Origin of the sequence: Microbacterium sorbitolivorans (assembly GCF_003327285.1) — a bacterium.
In the GTDB taxonomy this organism is placed as follows: Bacteria; Actinomycetota; Actinomycetes; order Actinomycetales; family Microbacteriaceae; genus Microbacterium; species Microbacterium sorbitolivorans.
Genome location: NZ_KZ848473.1, coordinates 738,219 through 755,465 on the forward strand (window position 1 = coordinate 738,219; position 17,247 = coordinate 755,465).

17 protein-coding genes are annotated in these 17,247 nt (G+C 68.5%); 3 read left to right on the forward strand and 14 right to left on the reverse strand.

Annotated elements, in window-relative coordinates; translation table 11 throughout:
- The first annotated feature begins 13 nt into the window (after positions 1 to 13).
- Positions 14 to 595: a hypothetical protein gene (locus DTO57_RS03725; RefSeq protein WP_114116845.1), complete on the forward strand. Its 582-nt coding sequence runs from the start codon at positions 14 to 16 to the stop codon at positions 593 to 595.
- Here DTO57_RS03725 and DTO57_RS03730 read toward each other — a convergent pair.
- From DTO57_RS03730 to DTO57_RS14750, 9 genes are all read right to left on the reverse strand, one after another.
- On the reverse strand, positions 565 to 2,814 hold the full coding sequence (locus DTO57_RS03730) for a RelA/SpoT family protein (protein ID WP_114116846.1): 2,250 nt from the start codon (positions 2,812 to 2,814) through the stop codon (positions 565 to 567). The genes DTO57_RS03725 and DTO57_RS03730 overlap by 31 nt on opposite strands.
- A gap of 55 nt (positions 2,815 to 2,869) precedes the next feature.
- Positions 2,870 to 3,844: a protein translocase subunit SecF gene (gene secF, locus DTO57_RS03735; RefSeq protein ID WP_114116847.1), complete on the reverse strand. Its 975-nt coding sequence runs from the start codon at positions 3,842 to 3,844 to the stop codon at positions 2,870 to 2,872.
- A complete protein-coding gene (secD, locus tag DTO57_RS03740; RefSeq protein WP_114116848.1) occupies positions 3,844 to 5,583 on the reverse strand; it encodes a protein translocase subunit SecD in 1,740 nt (579 codons plus the stop codon). Before secD ends, secF begins: the two co-directional genes overlap by 1 nt.
- Before the next feature lie 64 nt (positions 5,584 to 5,647).
- Complete coding sequence (locus DTO57_RS03745) at positions 5,648 to 6,124, reverse strand: preprotein translocase subunit YajC (RefSeq protein WP_114116849.1); 477 nt, start codon at positions 6,122 to 6,124, stop codon at positions 5,648 to 5,650.
- 120 nt (positions 6,125 to 6,244) lie between these two features.
- A complete protein-coding gene (ruvB, locus tag DTO57_RS03750) occupies positions 6,245 to 7,243 on the reverse strand; it encodes a Holliday junction branch migration DNA helicase RuvB (RefSeq protein WP_114116850.1) in 999 nt (332 codons plus the stop codon).
- Positions 7,236 to 7,850, reverse strand: coding sequence for a Holliday junction branch migration protein RuvA (gene ruvA / locus DTO57_RS03755; RefSeq protein ID WP_114116851.1), 615 nt, complete (start codon positions 7,848 to 7,850; stop codon positions 7,236 to 7,238). The genes ruvB and ruvA overlap by 8 nt, the downstream gene beginning before the upstream one ends.
- Before the next feature lie 9 nt (positions 7,851 to 7,859).
- Complete coding sequence (ruvC, locus tag DTO57_RS03760) at positions 7,860 to 8,447, reverse strand: crossover junction endodeoxyribonuclease RuvC (RefSeq protein ID WP_114116852.1); 588 nt, start codon at positions 8,445 to 8,447, stop codon at positions 7,860 to 7,862.
- A gap of 66 nt (positions 8,448 to 8,513) precedes the next feature.
- A complete protein-coding gene (locus tag DTO57_RS03765) occupies positions 8,514 to 9,272 on the reverse strand; it encodes a YebC/PmpR family DNA-binding transcriptional regulator (protein ID WP_114116853.1) in 759 nt (252 codons plus the stop codon).
- 44 nt (positions 9,273 to 9,316) lie between these two features.
- Entirely contained in the window at positions 9,317 to 10,225 is a 909-nt protein-coding gene (locus DTO57_RS14750) for a L,D-transpeptidase (RefSeq protein WP_268235359.1), read from the reverse strand.
- A gap of 26 nt (positions 10,226 to 10,251) precedes the next feature.
- Between DTO57_RS14750 and pdxY the strand changes: the two genes are divergently transcribed.
- Positions 10,252 to 11,103: a pyridoxal kinase PdxY gene (gene pdxY, locus DTO57_RS03775; protein WP_114116855.1), complete on the forward strand. Its 852-nt coding sequence runs from the start codon at positions 10,252 to 10,254 to the stop codon at positions 11,101 to 11,103.
- A 52-nt stretch (positions 11,104 to 11,155) separates the two neighbouring features.
- Here the strand turns inward: pdxY and pdxT are convergent, their stop codons facing one another.
- Together pdxT and pdxS are read right to left on the reverse strand one after the other, a co-directional pair.
- Positions 11,156 to 11,734: a pyridoxal 5'-phosphate synthase glutaminase subunit PdxT gene (gene pdxT, locus DTO57_RS03780; protein WP_114116856.1), complete on the reverse strand. Its 579-nt coding sequence runs from the start codon at positions 11,732 to 11,734 to the stop codon at positions 11,156 to 11,158.
- Positions 11,731 to 12,621: a pyridoxal 5'-phosphate synthase lyase subunit PdxS gene (gene pdxS / locus DTO57_RS03785; protein ID WP_114116857.1), complete on the reverse strand. Its 891-nt coding sequence runs from the start codon at positions 12,619 to 12,621 to the stop codon at positions 11,731 to 11,733. Before pdxS ends, pdxT begins: the two co-directional genes overlap by 4 nt.
- Positions 12,622 to 12,697: 76 nt before the next feature.
- On the opposite strand from pdxS, the gene DTO57_RS03790 reads away from it, so the two are divergent.
- Positions 12,698 to 14,023 carry an aminotransferase class I/II-fold pyridoxal phosphate-dependent enzyme gene (locus tag DTO57_RS03790; RefSeq protein ID WP_114116858.1) on the forward strand — a complete coding sequence of 442 codons (1,326 nt, stop codon included), beginning with the start codon at positions 12,698 to 12,700 and terminating at the stop codon, positions 14,021 to 14,023.
- A gap of 143 nt (positions 14,024 to 14,166) precedes the next feature.
- On the opposite strand, the gene DTO57_RS03795 is transcribed toward DTO57_RS03790, so the two are convergent.
- The 3 genes from DTO57_RS03795 to DTO57_RS03805 all read right to left on the reverse strand — a co-directional run bounded on the left by DTO57_RS03795 (position 14,167) and on the right by DTO57_RS03805 (position 17,201).
- Entirely contained in the window at positions 14,167 to 14,997 is an 831-nt protein-coding gene (locus DTO57_RS03795; protein ID WP_114116859.1) for a carbohydrate ABC transporter permease, read from the reverse strand.
- A complete protein-coding gene (locus DTO57_RS03800) occupies positions 14,990 to 15,808 on the reverse strand; it encodes a carbohydrate ABC transporter permease (protein ID WP_229730316.1) in 819 nt (272 codons plus the stop codon). Before DTO57_RS03800 ends, DTO57_RS03795 begins: the two co-directional genes overlap by 8 nt.
- 70 nt (positions 15,809 to 15,878) lie before the next feature.
- On the reverse strand, positions 15,879 to 17,201 hold the full coding sequence (locus DTO57_RS03805) for an ABC transporter substrate-binding protein (RefSeq protein WP_114116861.1): 1,323 nt from the start codon (positions 17,199 to 17,201) through the stop codon (positions 15,879 to 15,881).
- Between the last annotated feature and the right edge of the window lie 46 nt (positions 17,202 to 17,247).

The following is a 17,247-nucleotide window of genomic DNA, read 5'->3' on the forward strand; positions in this document are numbered from 1 at the left end:
GACATGAGGGGCCATGACGCGAGATGATCGCGGCATGGCCCCTCATGCGTTTCCCGGATCCTCGCCGCTGGCGGTCGCCGAGCTGTCGGCGATGCGGCTCGACGGCGAGCTGCGCCCGGCCACGCGCGACGCGTTTGCGCCGGTCGCGATGCCGCTCAACGAGATGGTGCGCGCGCAGTCGGCGGCCGGCTGGTTGCCGCCCGGTCACGCCGCCGTCTTCACCTCGGCGGCCTGGATCCACGGTGCGGTCCCCCGCGAGCCGCTCACCCACTTCGCGCAGCTTCAGGAGGGGGCGCCGAAGAAACGGCTGTGGCGCGCCGGCGTCACCATCCGCAGCTGGCCGGTACCCGCGGCAGACCTCGTCACGCTCGGCGGCGTCAGCGTCACGAGCCCCGAGCGCACGTTCTACGACCTCGCACGGGTCTACGTCGGCGCGCCCGACGACGAGCTCGCCCGCGCGCTGGCGTGGTTCCTCGCCCGCGACACCCTGCGCGAGCGGATCCTTGCCTGGCTACGCCAGCCCGGGCGACGCCTGCGCTACACGCGCACGGTCGCCCGGCTGGTTCAGGACGAGGTGACGCGGTACACGTCGTAGACGCCCTCGATGCGCCGCACGGCGTTCAGCACGCGGTCGAGGTGTACCGTGTCGCCCATTTCGAAGACGTAGCGGCTGATCGCCAGCTGCTTGCGCGTCGTCTGCACCGAGGCGGAAAGGATGTTCACGTGGTGCTCGCTCAGCACGCGCGTGATGTCGCTCAGCAGGCCGCCGCGGTCGAGCGCCTCGACCTGGATGTTCACGAGGAACACGGCCTTCGTCGTGGGAGCCCAGGCGACGTCGATGAGGCGCTCCGGATCCTCGCGCAGCGACTTCACGTTGGTGCAATCGGCGCGGTGCACGCTGACGCCGCTACCGCGGGTGACGAAGCCGACGATCTCATCGCCCGGCACGGGCGTACAACACTTCGCGAGCTTCACGAGGATGTCGTCGGCGCCGCGCACCAGAATCCCAGACTCGCCCGTGCGCGGCCGCTGCCGCGGCCCGCTCTGCAGCGCGGCGACGGATCCGGTGTTGTCGTCGACCTCGCTGAGCGTCGACTGCACCTTCTCGAGCACCGACTGCGACGAGACGTGCCCCTCGCCGACGGCGGCGTAGAGGGCCGAGATGTCGTCGTAGCGCAGCTGCGAGGCGACCTCAGGCAGGGCCTCCTTGAGGCGCGCGAACGAGAGGTTGTGGCGCCGCATCGCGCGGGCGATCGACTCCTTACCCTGCTCGATGGCTTCCTCACGGCGCTCCTTCGTGAACCACGCACGAATCTTGTTGCGGGCGCGCGTGCTCTTGACGAAGTTGAGCCAGTCTTGGCTGGGGCCCGCGTCGGGGTTCTTCGAGGTGAAAACCTCGACGACGTCGCCCGAGGCGAGCTCGGTCTCGAGCGGCACGAGGCGGCCGTTGACCTTCGCACCCATGGTGCGGTAGCCGATCTCGGTGTGCACCGCGAAGGCGAAGTCGACGGGCGTCGCGCCCTTCGGGAGGCCGACGACGCGGCCCTTGGGCGTGAAGACGTAGACCTCCTTCGCGCCGATCTCGTACCGGAGCGAGTCGAGGAACTCCCCCGGATCCTTCGTCTCGGCCTGCCAGTCGGAGATGCGGGCGATCCACGCCATGTCGGCGTCTGCGGCGCGCGGATCGGGCTTGCCGCCCGTCTGCGCCATGCGCTCCTTGTACATCCAGTGCGCCGCGACACCGTACTCGGCCTGCTGGTGCATCTCGACGGTGCGGATCTGGATCTCGACGGTGCGGCCGCCGGGGCCGATCACGGTCGTGTGGAGCGAGCGGTAAAGGTTGAACTTCGGCGTCGCGATGTAGTCCTTGAACCGTCCGGGGAGCGGGGTCCACCGCGCGTGGATGGAGCCGAGGACGGCGTAGCAGTCGCGCACGCTCGGCACGATGACGCGGATGCCGATGAGGTCATAGATGTCGTCGAACTCGCGGCCCCGCACGACCATCTTCTGGTAAACGGAGTAAAGCTGCTTCGGCCGGCCCGACACGGTGCCGCGGACCTTGAGGTCGGTGAGGTCCTTGCCGACCTCGTCGATGACCTTCTGCACGTACTTCTCGCGCTGCGGCGTGCGCTGCTTGACGAGGCTGTCGATCTCGTTGTAGATCTTCGGGTACATCGCCGCGAACGAGAGATCCTCGAGTTCGCTCTTGATGGCCTGAATACCGAGTCGGTGCGCGAGGGGCGCGTAGATCTCGAGGGTCTCGGTGGCTTTCTTCTTCGCCTTCTCGGGCGGAACGAAGCCCCACGTGCGGGCGTTGTGCAGGCGGTCGGCGAGCTTGATGACGAGCACGCGGACGTCCTTCGACATCGCGACGATCATCTTGCGCACGGTTTCGGCCTGCGCGCTCTCGCCGTACTTGACCTTATCGAGCTTCGTCACGCCGTCGACGAGAAGCGCGACCTCGTCGCCGAACTCTTCCGTGAGCTCGTCGAGCGGGTATCCCGTGTCTTCCACGGTGTCGTGCAGGAGCGCCGCGGCGACGGCGCGAGGCGCGAGGCCCAGCTCGGCGACGATCTGGGCGACCGCGAGCGGGTGCGTGATGTACGGCTCGCCGCTCTGGCGCTTCTGGTCGCGGTGCTTCTCCTCCGCGATCCGGTATGCCTTCTCGATGATCGCGAGGTCGCCGCGCGGGTGGTTGTAGCGCACCGTGTCGATGAGCTTGCGAACCGAGGCGTTCGGCTTGGCGCGCGTGAAGATTCGCGGTACGAGCCAACGCAGACTCGGGCCCGACGAGGTGGACAGTGGATCAGCCATCATTGTCTCCCGTCGGGCCCGAGTGTGTAGTCATCCCCTCATCTTAGGACGAGGATCAGGCCTCCTCTGACCGCGCGCTCAGCACGCGGGCGTCGGCCTGCGCGATCATCGGCTCGCGCTCGCGCATCCACGAGTACAGCGGCGCCGAAACGAACAGCGTGGAGTAGGTCGCGACGATGATGCCGATGAAGATCGACAGCGAAATGTCGCTGAGGGTCTCGGCGCCCATCCCGAACACACCGATGAACAGGATGGCCGCGACGGGTAGCGCCGCGACGACCGAGGTGTTAATTGAGCGGATCAGCGTCTGGTTGACACCGAGGTTGACCGACTCGCCGAAGGTGCGGTCGCCCACCTCTTCGTCGGTGTTCTCGCGCACCTTGTCGAACACGACGGTGGTGTCGTAGAGCGAGTAGGCGAGGATCGTCAGGAAGCCGATGACCGCCGAGGGCGAGATCTGGAAGCCGGCGAGCGAATAGATGCCGATCGTCACGACGAGCACGTCGACGAGGCCGATGATGGCCGCGACGGACATCTTCCAGGTGCGGAAGTAGATCGCGAGCACGAGGAACGTCAGCGCCAGGAAGATGCCGAGGCTCCAGAGGGCCTTCTTCGTGACGTCGGCGCCCCAGGTTGGGCCGATGAAGGAGTCGGTGACCTCGTCGGCCGAGACGCCGTAGGCGTCGGCGAGGGCCGCCGAGATGTCGCGCGTCTGGTCGTTCGTGAGCGTCGAAGTCTGCACCTGGACGTCCTTGTCACCGATGATCGTGACGGTCGCCTCGGCGTCGCCCGCGACGCTGTGCACCGCGTCGGTCGCGATGTTCTGGTCGAGTGACGAGGGCTCCGAGACCGTGAACTTGGATCCGCCGGTGAACTCGATCGAGAGCGGCACGCCGCGGAGGAAGGGCGCCGCGATCGAGATCACGACGAGTGCGATCGCGATGATGAACCACAGCTTGCGCTTCGCGACGAAGGGGATGGAGGTCTTGCCGGTGTAGAGATCGTTACCGAGATCGTTCATCGAACGCATCAGGCGTCACCCTCCCCATTCTTCGTGTTGGTATCGCCCGAGGCGAGCTGGTTCTCCTGCGCGAGCTTGCGCTCCGCGATCGTCTGGCGCTTCGCGGCCTCGCCGCGCGAGCGACGCTCGCGACCTTTCCCGGATCCGCCCGGCGCGCGGAACTGCGAGCGCGCCGCGAACACCGCGCCGAGCGCGTTGGGGTCGAGACCCGACAGCTTGTGCCCGCCGCCGAAGAACGGCGTGCGCACGAGCAGCTGCATGACCGGGTGCGTGAAGACGACGAAGATCAGGATGTCGATCAGGGTCGTGAGCCCCAGCGTGAAGGCGAAGCCCTTCACGGTGGCGTCGGCCATGATGTACAGCACGACGGCCGCGAGCACGTTGATCGACTTCGCGCTGAAGATGGTGCGCTTGGCGCGCGCCCAGCCGTCCTCGACCGCCGCGAACGGAGTCTTGCCGTCGCGCAGCTCGTCTCGGATGCGTTCGAAGTAGACGATGAACGAGTCGGCCGTGAAGCCGATCGTGACGATCAGACCGGCGACGCCCGCGAGCGAGAGTCGGTAATCGATGCGCCACGACAGCAGACACAGCGAGATGTACGTCAGCACGGCCATGACGGCGAGCGACGCGATGATCACGAAGCCGAGCGCGCGGTAGCTGATGAGCAGCACCCAGGCGGCGACGAGCGCGAGGCCGATGAGGCCCGACACGAGGCCGACCATGAGCTGCTGCGAGCCGAGCGTCGCTGAGATCGTGTCGCTCGAGACGACCTCGAAGCTCATCGGCAGGGCGCCGAAGCGCAGCTGGTCGGCAAGCGTCTTGGCCGTGACGTCGGTGAAGTTACCCGAGATCTGGGCGCTTCCGCCCGTGATGACCTGGTTCATGCCGGGGGCCGAGATGACCTGGCCGTCGAGCACGAACGCGAACTGGTTCTGGTAGCCCGTGAGGTTCGCGAGGCGCTCGCTGATCTGCGTGAACTTCTGAGCACCGCTCAGCTCTTCGCCGTCGAGGGCCTTGGTCGAGAACTCGATGTTGACGACCCACTGGCCGTTCTGCGAGTTGACGCCCGAGGTCGCGTCCGAGATCTCGGATCCGTTGATCTCGACCGGGCCGAGGATGTAGGCCTGACCGGCGGTGTCGCAGGTGACGAGCGGCTCGTCGGCGGGCGCGTGCGCCGCGTCGTTCGATTCGTCGGTGCAGTCGTAGGTCGAGACCTCGGAGAGGAGGCGCTCGGTGACCCAGTTGAGGTCGCTACCGTCGGTCGGCTCGACCGTCGGCGTCGCGTTCATCGTGGCGTCGGGCGTCGGATAGGCGGTCTCGTTGCCGTCCTCGCCGACGAAGCTCGTGGCCGGGACCGTCGAGTAGAGTACGGGGCGCAGCTGCATCTGCGCGCTCGACTCGATGCGGTCTCGCTGCGCCTGATCCGGGTTGCCGGGGAGCGCGACGACGATGTTGTCGGATCCCTGCGTCGTGATCTGCGACTCGGAGACACCCGACGCGTCGACGCGCTGGCGGATGATCTCGACGGCCTGCTGGAGCTGGTCGGCGGTCGGCTGCACGTCGCCCTCGGTCACGGCGCGCATGGTGATCTGCGTGCCGCCCTGAAGGTCGAGGGCCAGCTCGGGCACCCAGGTGCCCTCCTTGAATACGTGCACGCCGAGCGCGTTCGCCCCGAAGAGGACGAGCGTGATGCCCAGCAGGCCGATGAGTGTGCGCCATGCACGGCGCGTGGGAGTACTTGTCGCCAAGACGGTCTATGCCTTACGTCAGTCGCTGTAGAAGGTAGTGAGGGGCGCCCGAGGGCGCACGCCGTCAGTTGGTCTTGTTGTCGTCGGACTTCTCGTCGCGGTTCAACAGACCGCCGTAGACGTCCTCATCGGTGATCGTCACCTCGAGGTCGTCATCCTTCTTACCATCAATCGCGTCGTCGGCAGACTCCGACGCCTCGGCCTCGAGAGCCTCGAGCGCATCGAGGTCGTCCTCTTCCTCGATCTCGTCGTCGGCGCTCTCGGTGACGTGATACGAGTTCTGGTCGAGCGTGACGGTCTGGGCGTGAACCTCGATCTCGACACCCTCCGCGATCTCGATGACCGCGGGCATCGTCAGGTCGTCGGCGTCGAACTCGACGAGCGTGCCGTACAGGCCGCTGCGCGTCATGACGCGCGTGCCCGGCACCATCTGGCGCTGGCGCTCCTGCTCGTCCGCCTGCATCTTCTTGCGGCGACGGTTCGACGACACGAACATAAAGATGAGGAGTCCGGCGGCGACAACGAGGAGCACGATATCCATACGGCAAGAGCCTTTCGGGGGTTCAGAGAGGTTCGTCGCGCGCGTCACTCGACGTGCAGCGAGCGGGAACTAAGGGCGCCGGAAAGCCCCGGCGCATCCCGAAAATTATAGGGCATGCCCCTATGTCGCGAGCCCGAGATGCGCATATGCGTCGGGCGTCGCGATGCGGCCCCGGGGCGTGCGCCCCATGAAGCCGATGCGCACGAGATATGGCTCGACGACGCTCTCGACGGTGTCGGGCTCCTCGCCCACCGTGACGGCGAGGGTCGAGAGGCCCACGGGCCCGCCCTGGAAGCGGTGCACGAGCGCGTGGAGCACCGCGCGGTCGAGGCGGTCTAGCCCGATCGCGTCGACGTCATAGAGGTCGAGCGCGGCCTGCACGCCCTCGAGAGAGACGGATCCGCCGGAGCCGTTCACGAGGGTCCAGTCGCGCACGCGGCGTAGCAGGCGGTTCGCGATGCGCGGCGTGCCGCGCGATCGGCGCGCGATCTCGGCGCGCTGGGTGGCGTCGAGCCCGACCCCGAGAACCGAGGCCGAGCGGTCGACGACGTGCTCGAGCTCGCTCGCGTCGTAGTACTCGAGGTGCGCGGTGAAGCCGAAACGGTCGCGCAGCGGGTTGGGCAGCAGGCCCGAGCGGGTCGTCGCGCCCACGAGCGTGAACGGGGCGAGCTCGAGCGGGATGCTCGTGGCGCCCGCGCCCTTGCCGACCATGATGTCGATGCGGAAGTCTTCCATCGCGAGGTAGAGCATCTCCTCCGCCGAGCGCGCCATGCGGTGGATCTCGTCGATGAAGAGCACCTCCCCCGGCGTGAGGCTCGACAGCAGCGCCGCGAGGTCGCCGGCGTGCTGGATCGCCGGCCCGCTCGACATGCGCAGCGGGCGGCCCGACTCGTGGGCGACGATCATCGCGAGCGTCGTCTTGCCGAGGCCGGGAGGGCCCGCAAGCAGGATGTGGTCGGGCGCGCGATCCTGCAGGCGCGCCGCGTCAAGGAGGAGCTGCAGCTGGCCGCGCACCTTGTGCTGGCCGACGAACTCGGCGAGGCTCTGCGGGCGCAGCGCGCCCTCGACCGCGAGCTCGACGTCGTCCTGGGGCTCGGGGGAAACGATGTCCTCAACCACGCGCGCCTCCCGACTTCGCAGGACCGAGCGCCGCGAGCGTCAGCCGCAGAAGGGATCCGACGCTCGCGCGGTCGGCGTCGCTCGCGGTCTCCGCGACCTTGTCGACGGCCTCGATCGCGACGCGCTCGGCCCAGCCGAGGCCCACGAGGGCCTGCACGACCTGGTCCGAGACGTCGGGGGTCGCGGGCGCCGCGGCGGCCCGCGTCGGCGGGGCGAGGCGCCCCTGCAGCTGCACGACGACGAGCTTCGCGATCTTCGGCCCGATGCCCGATACCTTGCGGAAAGGCCGGTCGTCCTCGGCCTCGACGGCCTCGGCGATCTGGTCGATCGTGAGGGTCGCGAGGATCCCGAGGGCCGACTTCGGGCCGACGCCGTTCACGCCGAGGAGCGTGCCGAACACGTCGAGCTCGTCGGCGGTCGGGAAGCCCACGAGGCTCATGGCGTCTTCGCGCACGATGAGGTGCGTGTGCAGGAAGAGCTCGTGCCCCACGCGCGCCGTGCGGGCGACGTCCGGCGGAACCGAGACCGAGAATCCCACCCCCGATACTTCGAGGACGACCGAATCGAGACCGGCGTGCAGCACGGATCCGCGGAGGGAAGAGATCATGCCCCCAGCCTAGCGGCCGCTTCGCACCTTTGTTCGACTGACACGCGCTCGCTTCTCCGCCTCGGCCCACGCGAGCTGCGCGGGCGTCTGGCGCGCGGCGCCCGCCGTCCCGGCGGCCGCTCCCCCGCGCCAGGCGTGACACAGCGCGATCGCGAGCGCGTCGGCGGCGTCGGCGGGCTTCGGCAGCTCGTCGAGCCGCAGCACGCGGGCGACCATCTTCTGCACCTGCAGCTTGTCCGCGGATCCGTAGCCCGTGATCGCCGCCTTCACCTCGCTCGGCGTGTGCGTCGCGGTCGGGATCCCGCGCTCGGCCGCGAGCATCAGCGCGATGCCCGATGCCTGGGCCGTGCCCATGACGCTCGCGACGTTGTGCTGCGCGAACACGCGCTCGACCGCCGCGACGTCGGGGGCGAACTCGTCGAGCACCTCGCGGATCCCCTTCGCGATGATCGCGAGGCGGTTGCCCGGATCCAGGTCGATGGGCGATCGCACGACGCCGACGTGCACGAGCGTCGCCGTGCGGTTCGGCGCGACGTCGACGACGCCCACGCCGCACCGGGTGAGGCCGGGGTCGATTCCGAGAACGCGCGTCGTCATGACTTCAAACGTAATCGCCCCGCGGCCACCTTTCGGCAGCCGCGGGGCGATTCACACGGGATCCGATTACTCGGCAGCCTCGAGCTGAGCCTGCACCTCTTCGGAGATGTCCATGTTCGTGAAGACGTTCTGCACGTCGTCGAGGTCTTCGAGCGCGTCGATGAGCTTGAACAGCTTGCCGGCCGTCTCGGCGTCGAGCGGAACCTTGACGTTCGGCACGAACTCGGCGTCGGCCGACTCGTAGTCGATGCCAGCGCCCTGGAGCGCCTGACGCACCGACACCATGTCGCTCGCCTCGGTGATGATCTCGAAGCCCTCGGGGTGGCCCTCGATCTCCTGAGCGCCCGCCTCGAGCGCGACCATCATGACGTCGTCCTCGGTCGTGCCCTCGCCCGACGCGACGATAACGCCCTTGCGCTCGAAGTTGAACGCGACGCTACCGGGGTCTGCCATGTTGCCACCGTTGCGGGTGACGGCCGTGCGAACCTCGGCGGCGGCGCGGTTCTTGTTGTCGGTCAGACACTCGATGAGCATCGCCGTACCGCCCTGACCGTAGGCCTCGTACATGATGGTGGTGTACTCGACGGCCTCGCCGCCGATTCCCGCACCGCGCTTGATGGCGCGATCGATGTTGTCGTTCGGGACCGACGTCTTCTTCGCCTTCTGAACGGCGTCATACAGCGTCGGGTTGCCCTGCACATCGGGGCCGCCCATACGGGCCGCAACTTCGATGTTCTTGATCAGCTTGGCGAACGACTTTGCACGCTTGGCGTCGATGACGGCCTTCTTGTGCTTCGTGGTCGCCCACTTGGAATGTCCAGACATGTGCCTCCTCGACCTTCCATTTTACGCATGCCTTCGCGTAATCGTTACGAGATGTACACCGGTGTGCCTTCTGGCAGCGCGGCGAGGGCCTCGATCGTCTCCGGGGCGACGCGAATGCATCCGTTCGAGATCGCCCCCGAGCGCACGTCGTGGTAGTGGAACGCCGTCACGGCGACGCTCTGGCCGTCGTAGCCGGCGAGGGTCGGCGACTGCACCCCGAGGTACACGATCGGGTGGCCGCGGGTGTAGCCGAGAGATTCCACCGTGTCCTCGAACATAATGAAGGTTCGGCCGAGCGGGGTCGGGGTCGCGTCGGTCCCCGAGGCGAAGTCGGTGCCGACAATCTCGTTTCCGATCGAATCGCCGTCGTCCGTGGTGATCACGATCGTGCGAGCCGCGAGGTCGACGTTCACGCTCTGCTTTGTCGGCGTCAGCACCAGGTCGTCGACGCGCATCCAGCCGGAGAGCTGGCTCGCGTCGCCCTGGCCCGCGGGCGCCTGGCGCCCGACGAGCAGCACGCGCGCCCAGTTCTCCTCGAGCTCGACGACGGGCACGTTCGAGCCGCTGAACTGCTGCTCCTGGCCGAGCCAGGCGACCGGCTCGCCCGCCGGGTCCGCGAACACGGGCGCGCCGTCGGCGCTCTCGGGGTGCGCGATGATGCCGGCCGCCTCGTCACCCGGCGCATCGTCGACGGGGAGGTCGGGATGGATCCCGAACACGTCGGCGCGCGGCAGGTCGCCCGCCTCGTAGTCGTTCGTGTTGGCGGGCGGGCCCGTCGGGGTCGGGGTGGGGGTAGGCGTGGACGTCGGGGTCTCCGAGACGGTCGGCGTCGGGGTCTGCGTCTCCGCCACCGGCTCCGTGTCTCCCCGCGGCCACAGCACCGCCGTCACGACTATTGCCGCCACCGCCACGATCGCGATCGCGCCTCCGACCCACATCCCCCGCTTAGTCATGTCTTCCATGGTGGCATGATCGAAGGATGCAGATTCTCTCGATTCAGTCCGCGGTGGCATATGGCCACGCGGGCAACTCCGCGGCCGTGTTTCCGATGCAGAGAATCGGGGTCGAAGTGCTTCCGGTCTATACCGTGAACTTTTCGAATCACACGGGTTACGGGGCGTGGCGCGGGCCCGTCATGGATCCGTCGGACGTCGCCGCGGTCATTACCGGCGTCGAGGAGCGCGGCGCGTTCGGGTCGCTCGACGCCGTGCTGAGCGGCTACCAGGGCTCCGACGGCATCGCCGACGTCATCATCGACGCGGTCGCCCGCGTGAAGGCCGCGAACCCCAACGCGCTCTACGCCTGCGACCCCGTCATGGGCAACGCGAAGTCGGGCTGCTTCGTCGCACCCGCGATCCCCGCGCTGCTGCGCGACAAGGTCGTTCCGGTCGCCGACATCATCACGCCGAACCAGTTCGAGCTGGGCTTCCTCACCGACACTGACCCGCACACGATCGACGAGACCCTCGCCTCGGCCGACGCGGCGCGCGCCATGGGCCCGTCGACGATCCTCGTCACGAGCGTCGAGCGCCCCGACCGCGAACACGGCACGATCGAGATGATGGTCGTCGACGACAGCGGCGCGTGGATCGTCACGACCCCGTACCTGCCGATGAAGGCCAACGGATCCGGCGACGTCACCGCCGCGCTCTTCACGAGCCACTACGCGAAGACCCGCGACGCCGCCGATTCCCTCGCACGCACGGCGTCGAGCGTGTACGGCCTGCTCGAGCAGACCCACGCCGCCGGCACGAAGGAGCTGCAGCTGATCGAGGCGCAGGCGCACTACGCGAACCCGCGCATGGAGTTCGAGGTGCGCCAGCTGCGCTGAGGCGCGGACGGAAAAATCGCCTTCGGGAGCTTCCCCGAAGGCGATTTTTCGTTCACAGGCGCGCGAGGAATCTCTCGTGGAGGCGGCTCTCCCCCGTCTGCTCGGGGTGGAAGCTCGTCGCGAGGATCGCGCCCTGCTCGGCGGCGACGACGTGGCCGTCCGGCAGCGTCGCGAGCGCTCGGGCGGCGGATCCGAGCTCCTCGATCACGGGCGCGCGGATGAACGCGGCCCGCACCGGCGGATCCCCGAGCTCCGGCACATCGAGCTCGGTCTCGAACGACTCGGTCTGCCGGCCGAACGCGTTGCGCCGCACCGTCGCGTCGAGCCCGCCGAAGGTCTGCTGCCCCTCGATGCCGTCGACGATGCGGTCGGCGAGCAGAATCAGGCCCGCGCACGTGCCGAAGACCGGCAGCCCGTCGCGGATCCGCTCGATCAGCGGATCCCGAACCCCGAAGGCGCGCGAGAGCTTGTCGATCGTCGACGACTCGCCGCCCGGGAGCACGAGGCCGTCGATCTCGGCGAGCTCCTCGGGGCGGCGCACCCGCACGACGCGCGCGCCGAGCGAGGCGAGCATGGCCTCGTGCTCGCGCACATTGCCCTGCAGCGCGAGGACGCCGACGGTGCGTGTCACCAGCCGCGCTCCGCGAGGCGGTGCGGCGCCGGGACGTCGGAGACGTTGATGCCGACCATGGCCTCGCCGAGGCCGCGCGAGGCCTCCGCGATCACGGCGGGGTCGTCGAAGAAGGTCGTCGCCTTGACGATCGCCTTCGCGCGGGCCGCCGGGTCGCCCGACTTGAAGATGCCGGATCCGACGAACACGCCGTCGGCTCCGAGCTGCATCATCATCGCCGCGTCCGCGGGGGTCGCGACGCCGCCCGCGGTGAAGAGCACGACGGGCAGTTCGCCCGTGCGCGCGACCTCGGCCACGAGCTCGTAGGGCGCCTGGAGTTCCTTGGCGGCGACGTAGAGCTCGTCGTCGCTCTTGCCCGCGAGCGCGCGGATCTCGCCGCGGATCTGGCGGATGTGACGCGTCGCCTCGGAGACGTCGCCCGTGCCGGCCTCGCCCTTCGAGCGGATCATCGCCGCGCCCTCCGTGATGCGGCGAAGCGCCTCGCCCAGGTTGGTCGCGCCGCACACGAACGGCACCTCGAAGGGCCACTTGTCGATGTGGTTGACGTAGTCGGACGGCGAGAGGACCTCGGACTCGTCGATGTAGTCAACGCCGAGCTGCTGTAGCACCTGCGCCTCGACGAAGTGGCCGATGCGGGCCTTCGCCATCACCGGGATCGACACGGCCTCGATGATGCCGTCGATCAGGTCGGGGTCGCTCATGCGGGCCACGCCACCCTGCGCGCGGATGTCGGCGGGCACGCGCTCGAGCGCCATGACGGCGACGGCGCCGGCGTCCTCGGCGATCTTCGCCTGCTCGGCCGTGACGACGTCCATGATGACGCCGCCCTTCAGCATGTCTGCGAGCCCGCGCTTGACGCGGCTGGTTCCGGTGGCGTTCGTGGTCATGGCACTCCCTATGGCCTAGGTCAATGATTGGTCTAGGCCAAAGTGTAAACCCATCGCCGTGAGACAATCGACCACGATGTCCGACTCTTACGACGCGATTACCGGATCCACCGCGGCCGAGATCGCCTCCAGCGTGCGCGGCCTCATCGAGCGGGGGTCCCTCGCGCCCGGCGAGACGCTCCCGCCCGTGCGCGCGCTCGCCGACTCGCTCGGCATCAACCGCAACACCGTCGTCGCGGCCTATCGCCAGCTCGCCGCCACGGGGCTCGCCTCGGGGCACGGGCGCGCGGGCACGCGGGTCGCGTCGCCGGATCCCGTCGCCCAGGAGGGCTTCGCGCCGCGCTCGGCCGACCGGCCGGCGCACGCGCGCGACGTCGGCACCGGCAACCCGGATCCGTCGTTGATCCCGGATCCGTCCCGCGCGCTCGCCCGCGCCGCCGGGCGCCCCGTGCTCTACGGGTCGCCCGTCGTGGATCCGGAACTCGAGCGCTGGGCGACCGAGTTTCTCGGCGCCGACCTCGCCCCCGACGAGCTGCGGATCACCGTCACGGGCGGCGCCTCCGACGCCATGGACCGCCTCTTCACCGCCATGCTCGCGCCTGGCGACCGGGTCGCGATCGAGGATCCGGGCTTCCTCACCGGCATTCACACGCTGCGAATCGGCGGGTATCCGGCGGTTCCCGTGCCGATCGACGACGAGGGGATCACCGTCGCGGGGCTACGCGCGGCCCTCGAACAGGGGGTGCGCGCGATCGTGTGCACGCCGCGCGCGCAGAACCCGACGGGAGTGTCGCTGACGCCGTCTCGCGCCGCAGAACTCCGCGAGGTGCTCGCCGATCACCCCTACGTGCTCATCATCGAAGACGACCACTTCTCGCTGCTCTCACGCCGGCCGTACGCGTCGCTCATCGGCCCGGGCCACGAGCGCTGGGCGCTCGTGCGGAGCGTCTCGAAGTTCCTCGGGCCCGACATGTCGGTCGCGCTCGTCGCGACGGATCCCCGCACCGCCGAGCGCCTCGGCATGCGCCTGCGGCCCGGGATCGCGTGGGTCAGCCACCTGCTGCAGCGTTTGGCCCTCGTTCTCCTCACCGATGCGGAAACGCGCGCCGACTTCGCCTCTGCGGCGGAGCACTACGCCGCGCGCAACGACGCGTTCTGCGCGGCGCTCGCGCGCCACGGGATCCGGTGCGCGCCCGGCGACGGGCTGAGCGTGTGGGTTCCCGTCGCGGACGCGGCCAGCGACGTCACCGCGCGCCTCGCGGAGCAGGGCTGGATCGTGCGCTCGGGCGACGAGTTCCGCGTCTCCCCCGACTCGCCGCGCTCACACCACCTGCGCGTGACGGCGCACGACCTCACCGACGCGGAACAAGAGTCCCTCGCGGCGGCGATCGCCTCCGCCTGAACGCCATGCCTCCACCGCCCCCACCACCTCCGCGAGATCGCATTGTTTTCGCGAGATCGCATCGAATTCAGTGAGATCTCGCGAAAAGAGTGCGATCTCGCGGGGAGGCAGGTAGCGGGTCACGGGGCGGGGCGGGCGGAGCGCTACTTGAGGGCGCCCGAGGTAAGGCCCTCGACCAGACGTTTCTGCAGAATTGCCGCAACCGCGAGCGGCGGCACCGCGCCCAGGAGCGAGGCAGCGGCGACGCGGCCGAAATCCTGGATCCGCTCGCTCAGCATGAGGCTGATCACGACCGGCACCGTGCGCGACTGTTCGCTCTGCGTGACGAAGGCGGCGAAGAGGTATTCGTTGTAGCTCAGGATGACCAGAATCGCCCCGACCGCGACGAGCGCGGGCCCCGTCAGCGGCACGATGATTCGGGTGAGCACCCCAAACTCCCCCGCGCCGTCGAGCCGCGCGGCTTCCTCGAGCTCGATCGGCAAGCGTCGAACGAATCCTTCGAGAAGCCATACCGCGAGCCCGACGTTCATAATCGCGTAGAGCAGCGTAAGCCCCGTCAGGGTGTTATTCAGCCCCAGGATGCGCAGAAGCATGAACAACGGCACGATCGCAACGATCGGCGGCAGGAGCCACGGCGCGAGGAAGGTTCCGGCGAGCAGACGCCCACCGGTGCGGAACCGCACAATCGCCCAGGCCGCCGGAAGCGCGAGCGCGAGGCTCACCACCGTGCTGATGACCGATACGACGAGCGAGTTTACGATCGCGATCGGCACGGGCCCGGAGAAAGCCCGCGTCCACGCGCCGAGGGTCGGGCGTGTGGGGATCAGTCGACCTGCGGCAACCTCGCCCTGCGACATGAACGAGACCGACACGAGGTACAGGATCGGCACGAGCGAGGCGACAAGGGCAGCGATCAGCCATCCGGTCGCTACCCGCGAGGATGGCCTGCCGTCCGCTGCGAGGCGTTCAGCCATGACTCCTCCTTGCGATGAGGATGGGCGGAAGCGTGATGAGCGTCACGACAACCGCGAGCAGGAGTGTGATGGCCGCGCCGCGGCCGACGTCGAATTGCTCGATCGCGGCCTTCCATACGAGCCAGGCCGGCACGGAGCTCGCGTCGCCCGGACCGCCCTTCGTCATGACGTTGACGAGGTCGAAGACCTTGAGCGCGAGCACGAGGCGGATCACAAACGTCGCCGCGATCGTGCCGAGGACGGCCGGGATCGCGATCTCCCGTAGGAGTCGCAGCCCGTGCGCCCCGTCGAGCGATGCCGCCTCCATTACCTCGCGATCGATTCCGAGCAGAGCCGCGAACACGAGAATCGTGACAAGCGGCGCCCACTCCCAGATATCCGCAATCGCGATCGCGACGATCGCGAGAGCCGGATCCGACAGGAAGGAAATCGGATCCGTCCCAGGCGCGACGATGCGCCGGACCGCGTCGATTAGTCCGCCGTTGGGCGTGAAGATGAGGCGCCACAGCACTCCGACAACGACCGGCGGCAGCGCAAGCGGCAGGAGCAGGATGACGCGCGCCGTCGCACCGGCGAGAGCCGAACGCCACAGTGCGAGCGCCGTGACCGTGCCCAGAAACGTCGACGCAATCGCGACGATGATGGCATATGCGACGCCGCGCACAAGAGCCCCGACGACGCTGGTATCGGTCGCGGCCGCCGCGATCTGATCGAAGGCGACAAACTCTTGGAACGGCTTGCCGAGGCTCGAGCGCGTCAGCGCCGCTCCGATGATGAAGACGAGCGGGTAGAGCCCCAGTATCACCGTCACCAGGACGGTGGGTGCGACGAACCCCCGTCGCACCCACCGAGCGGCCCCCCGGACCCGCGTGCCCGCGATGTCAGTCATCGGCGAGCAGCGTCTCCCACTGTTCCTGCACGCGCTGCATCGTCTCCTCGGCGGTGCCACCGGTGCCGGCGATGAGCGCGGCGAGCTCGTCGGTCAGAACCTGCGCCGCCTGCGTCGCGTTCTTGCCCGTCGGCCAGGCAAGGGCGTCGTTGAGCGTCGCGCGGTTCACTTCCTGGATTTCCGGGAACTTCTCGCCGTACGTTTCGTCCTCGAGGGTCGACAGGCGGCTGGGGTCAACGCCCGTCGGCGGCTCGGCCGTCAGGAGCGCGCCGTTGGCCTCGCTCGAAGCGGCGAACTCGATGAAGTCTTCCGCGAGATCGCGCTTTTCGGTGTTCGCCGCAATGACCCAGCTGAATCCCGCGACGAGCGAGGCGCGGGGCTCCTGTCCCTCTTCGCCCACCGGGAGCAGCGTCACGCCCCACTTGCCCGCGACCGGGCTGTCGGTCGACGCCGACTCGGTCTGCACGCCGAGGTCGGTCCAGTTCTCAATGAACGCGACGTTGCCCGCGAACCACGCGGTGTTTCCGGCGCCAAAGTCGGTCTCTGCGGGCGTCGGCAGAGCGACGTCGTTGATGTCCACGAGCGCCTGCGCGGCGGCGACAGCCTCCGGGGTGTCGAGCGCCGGATCCCCGTCCTCGTCGAGGAAGGATCCACCGAAGCCCGCGAGGCGGTTCGCGTAGCTGGCGCCAAGAATCAGCGGCGACTGCTGCCCAAAGACCGATGCGCCGTAGACGCCGCTCGAGCTCTCGTTTTCGGTGATCGTCGTCGCCTGCTCGAGGTACTCGTCCCACGTCGCGGGAGGCTCCGTGAAGCCGTTTCGCTCGAGGATCTCCTTGTTGTAAAAGAGCACGTGCGTGTCGCCGTCGAAGGGAATGCCGTAGATCTTGCCATCGAGCGTCGAGTAGGGCTGCCAGATCGAGGGGATGAAGTCATCGATGTCGAGCTCGGGGGACGCGTCGACCCAGTCGGTGAGTTCCTGGATCGTGCCGTCAGCGGCAAGGTCCCCGAGGGAGACATACCAGGGCGCCGCAACGTCGATCGTGTTCGCGCCCGACTGCTGGTCGAGCGTCAGATTCGACGCGATCTCGTCGTACGGTGAAAGGACCGGATTGATCTTCACGCCAGTCTTCTTCTCGTACTCGGCCGCGAGCCACTCCGAGGCGCCCTCGTGCGACTGGTTGAACAAGACGGTCAGTTCCTGGCCGTCTCCGGCATCTGCGCCATCGGACGAGCAGGAGACGAGAAGGCCTGCGCCGCTCATCATCACGATCGCCGACGAGACGGTAACGATGCGTGCTCTACGGGATCGAGTCATGGGTGCTCCGTGGTTGCTGTGGTCCCGGTGCGTTTCACACTCGGTG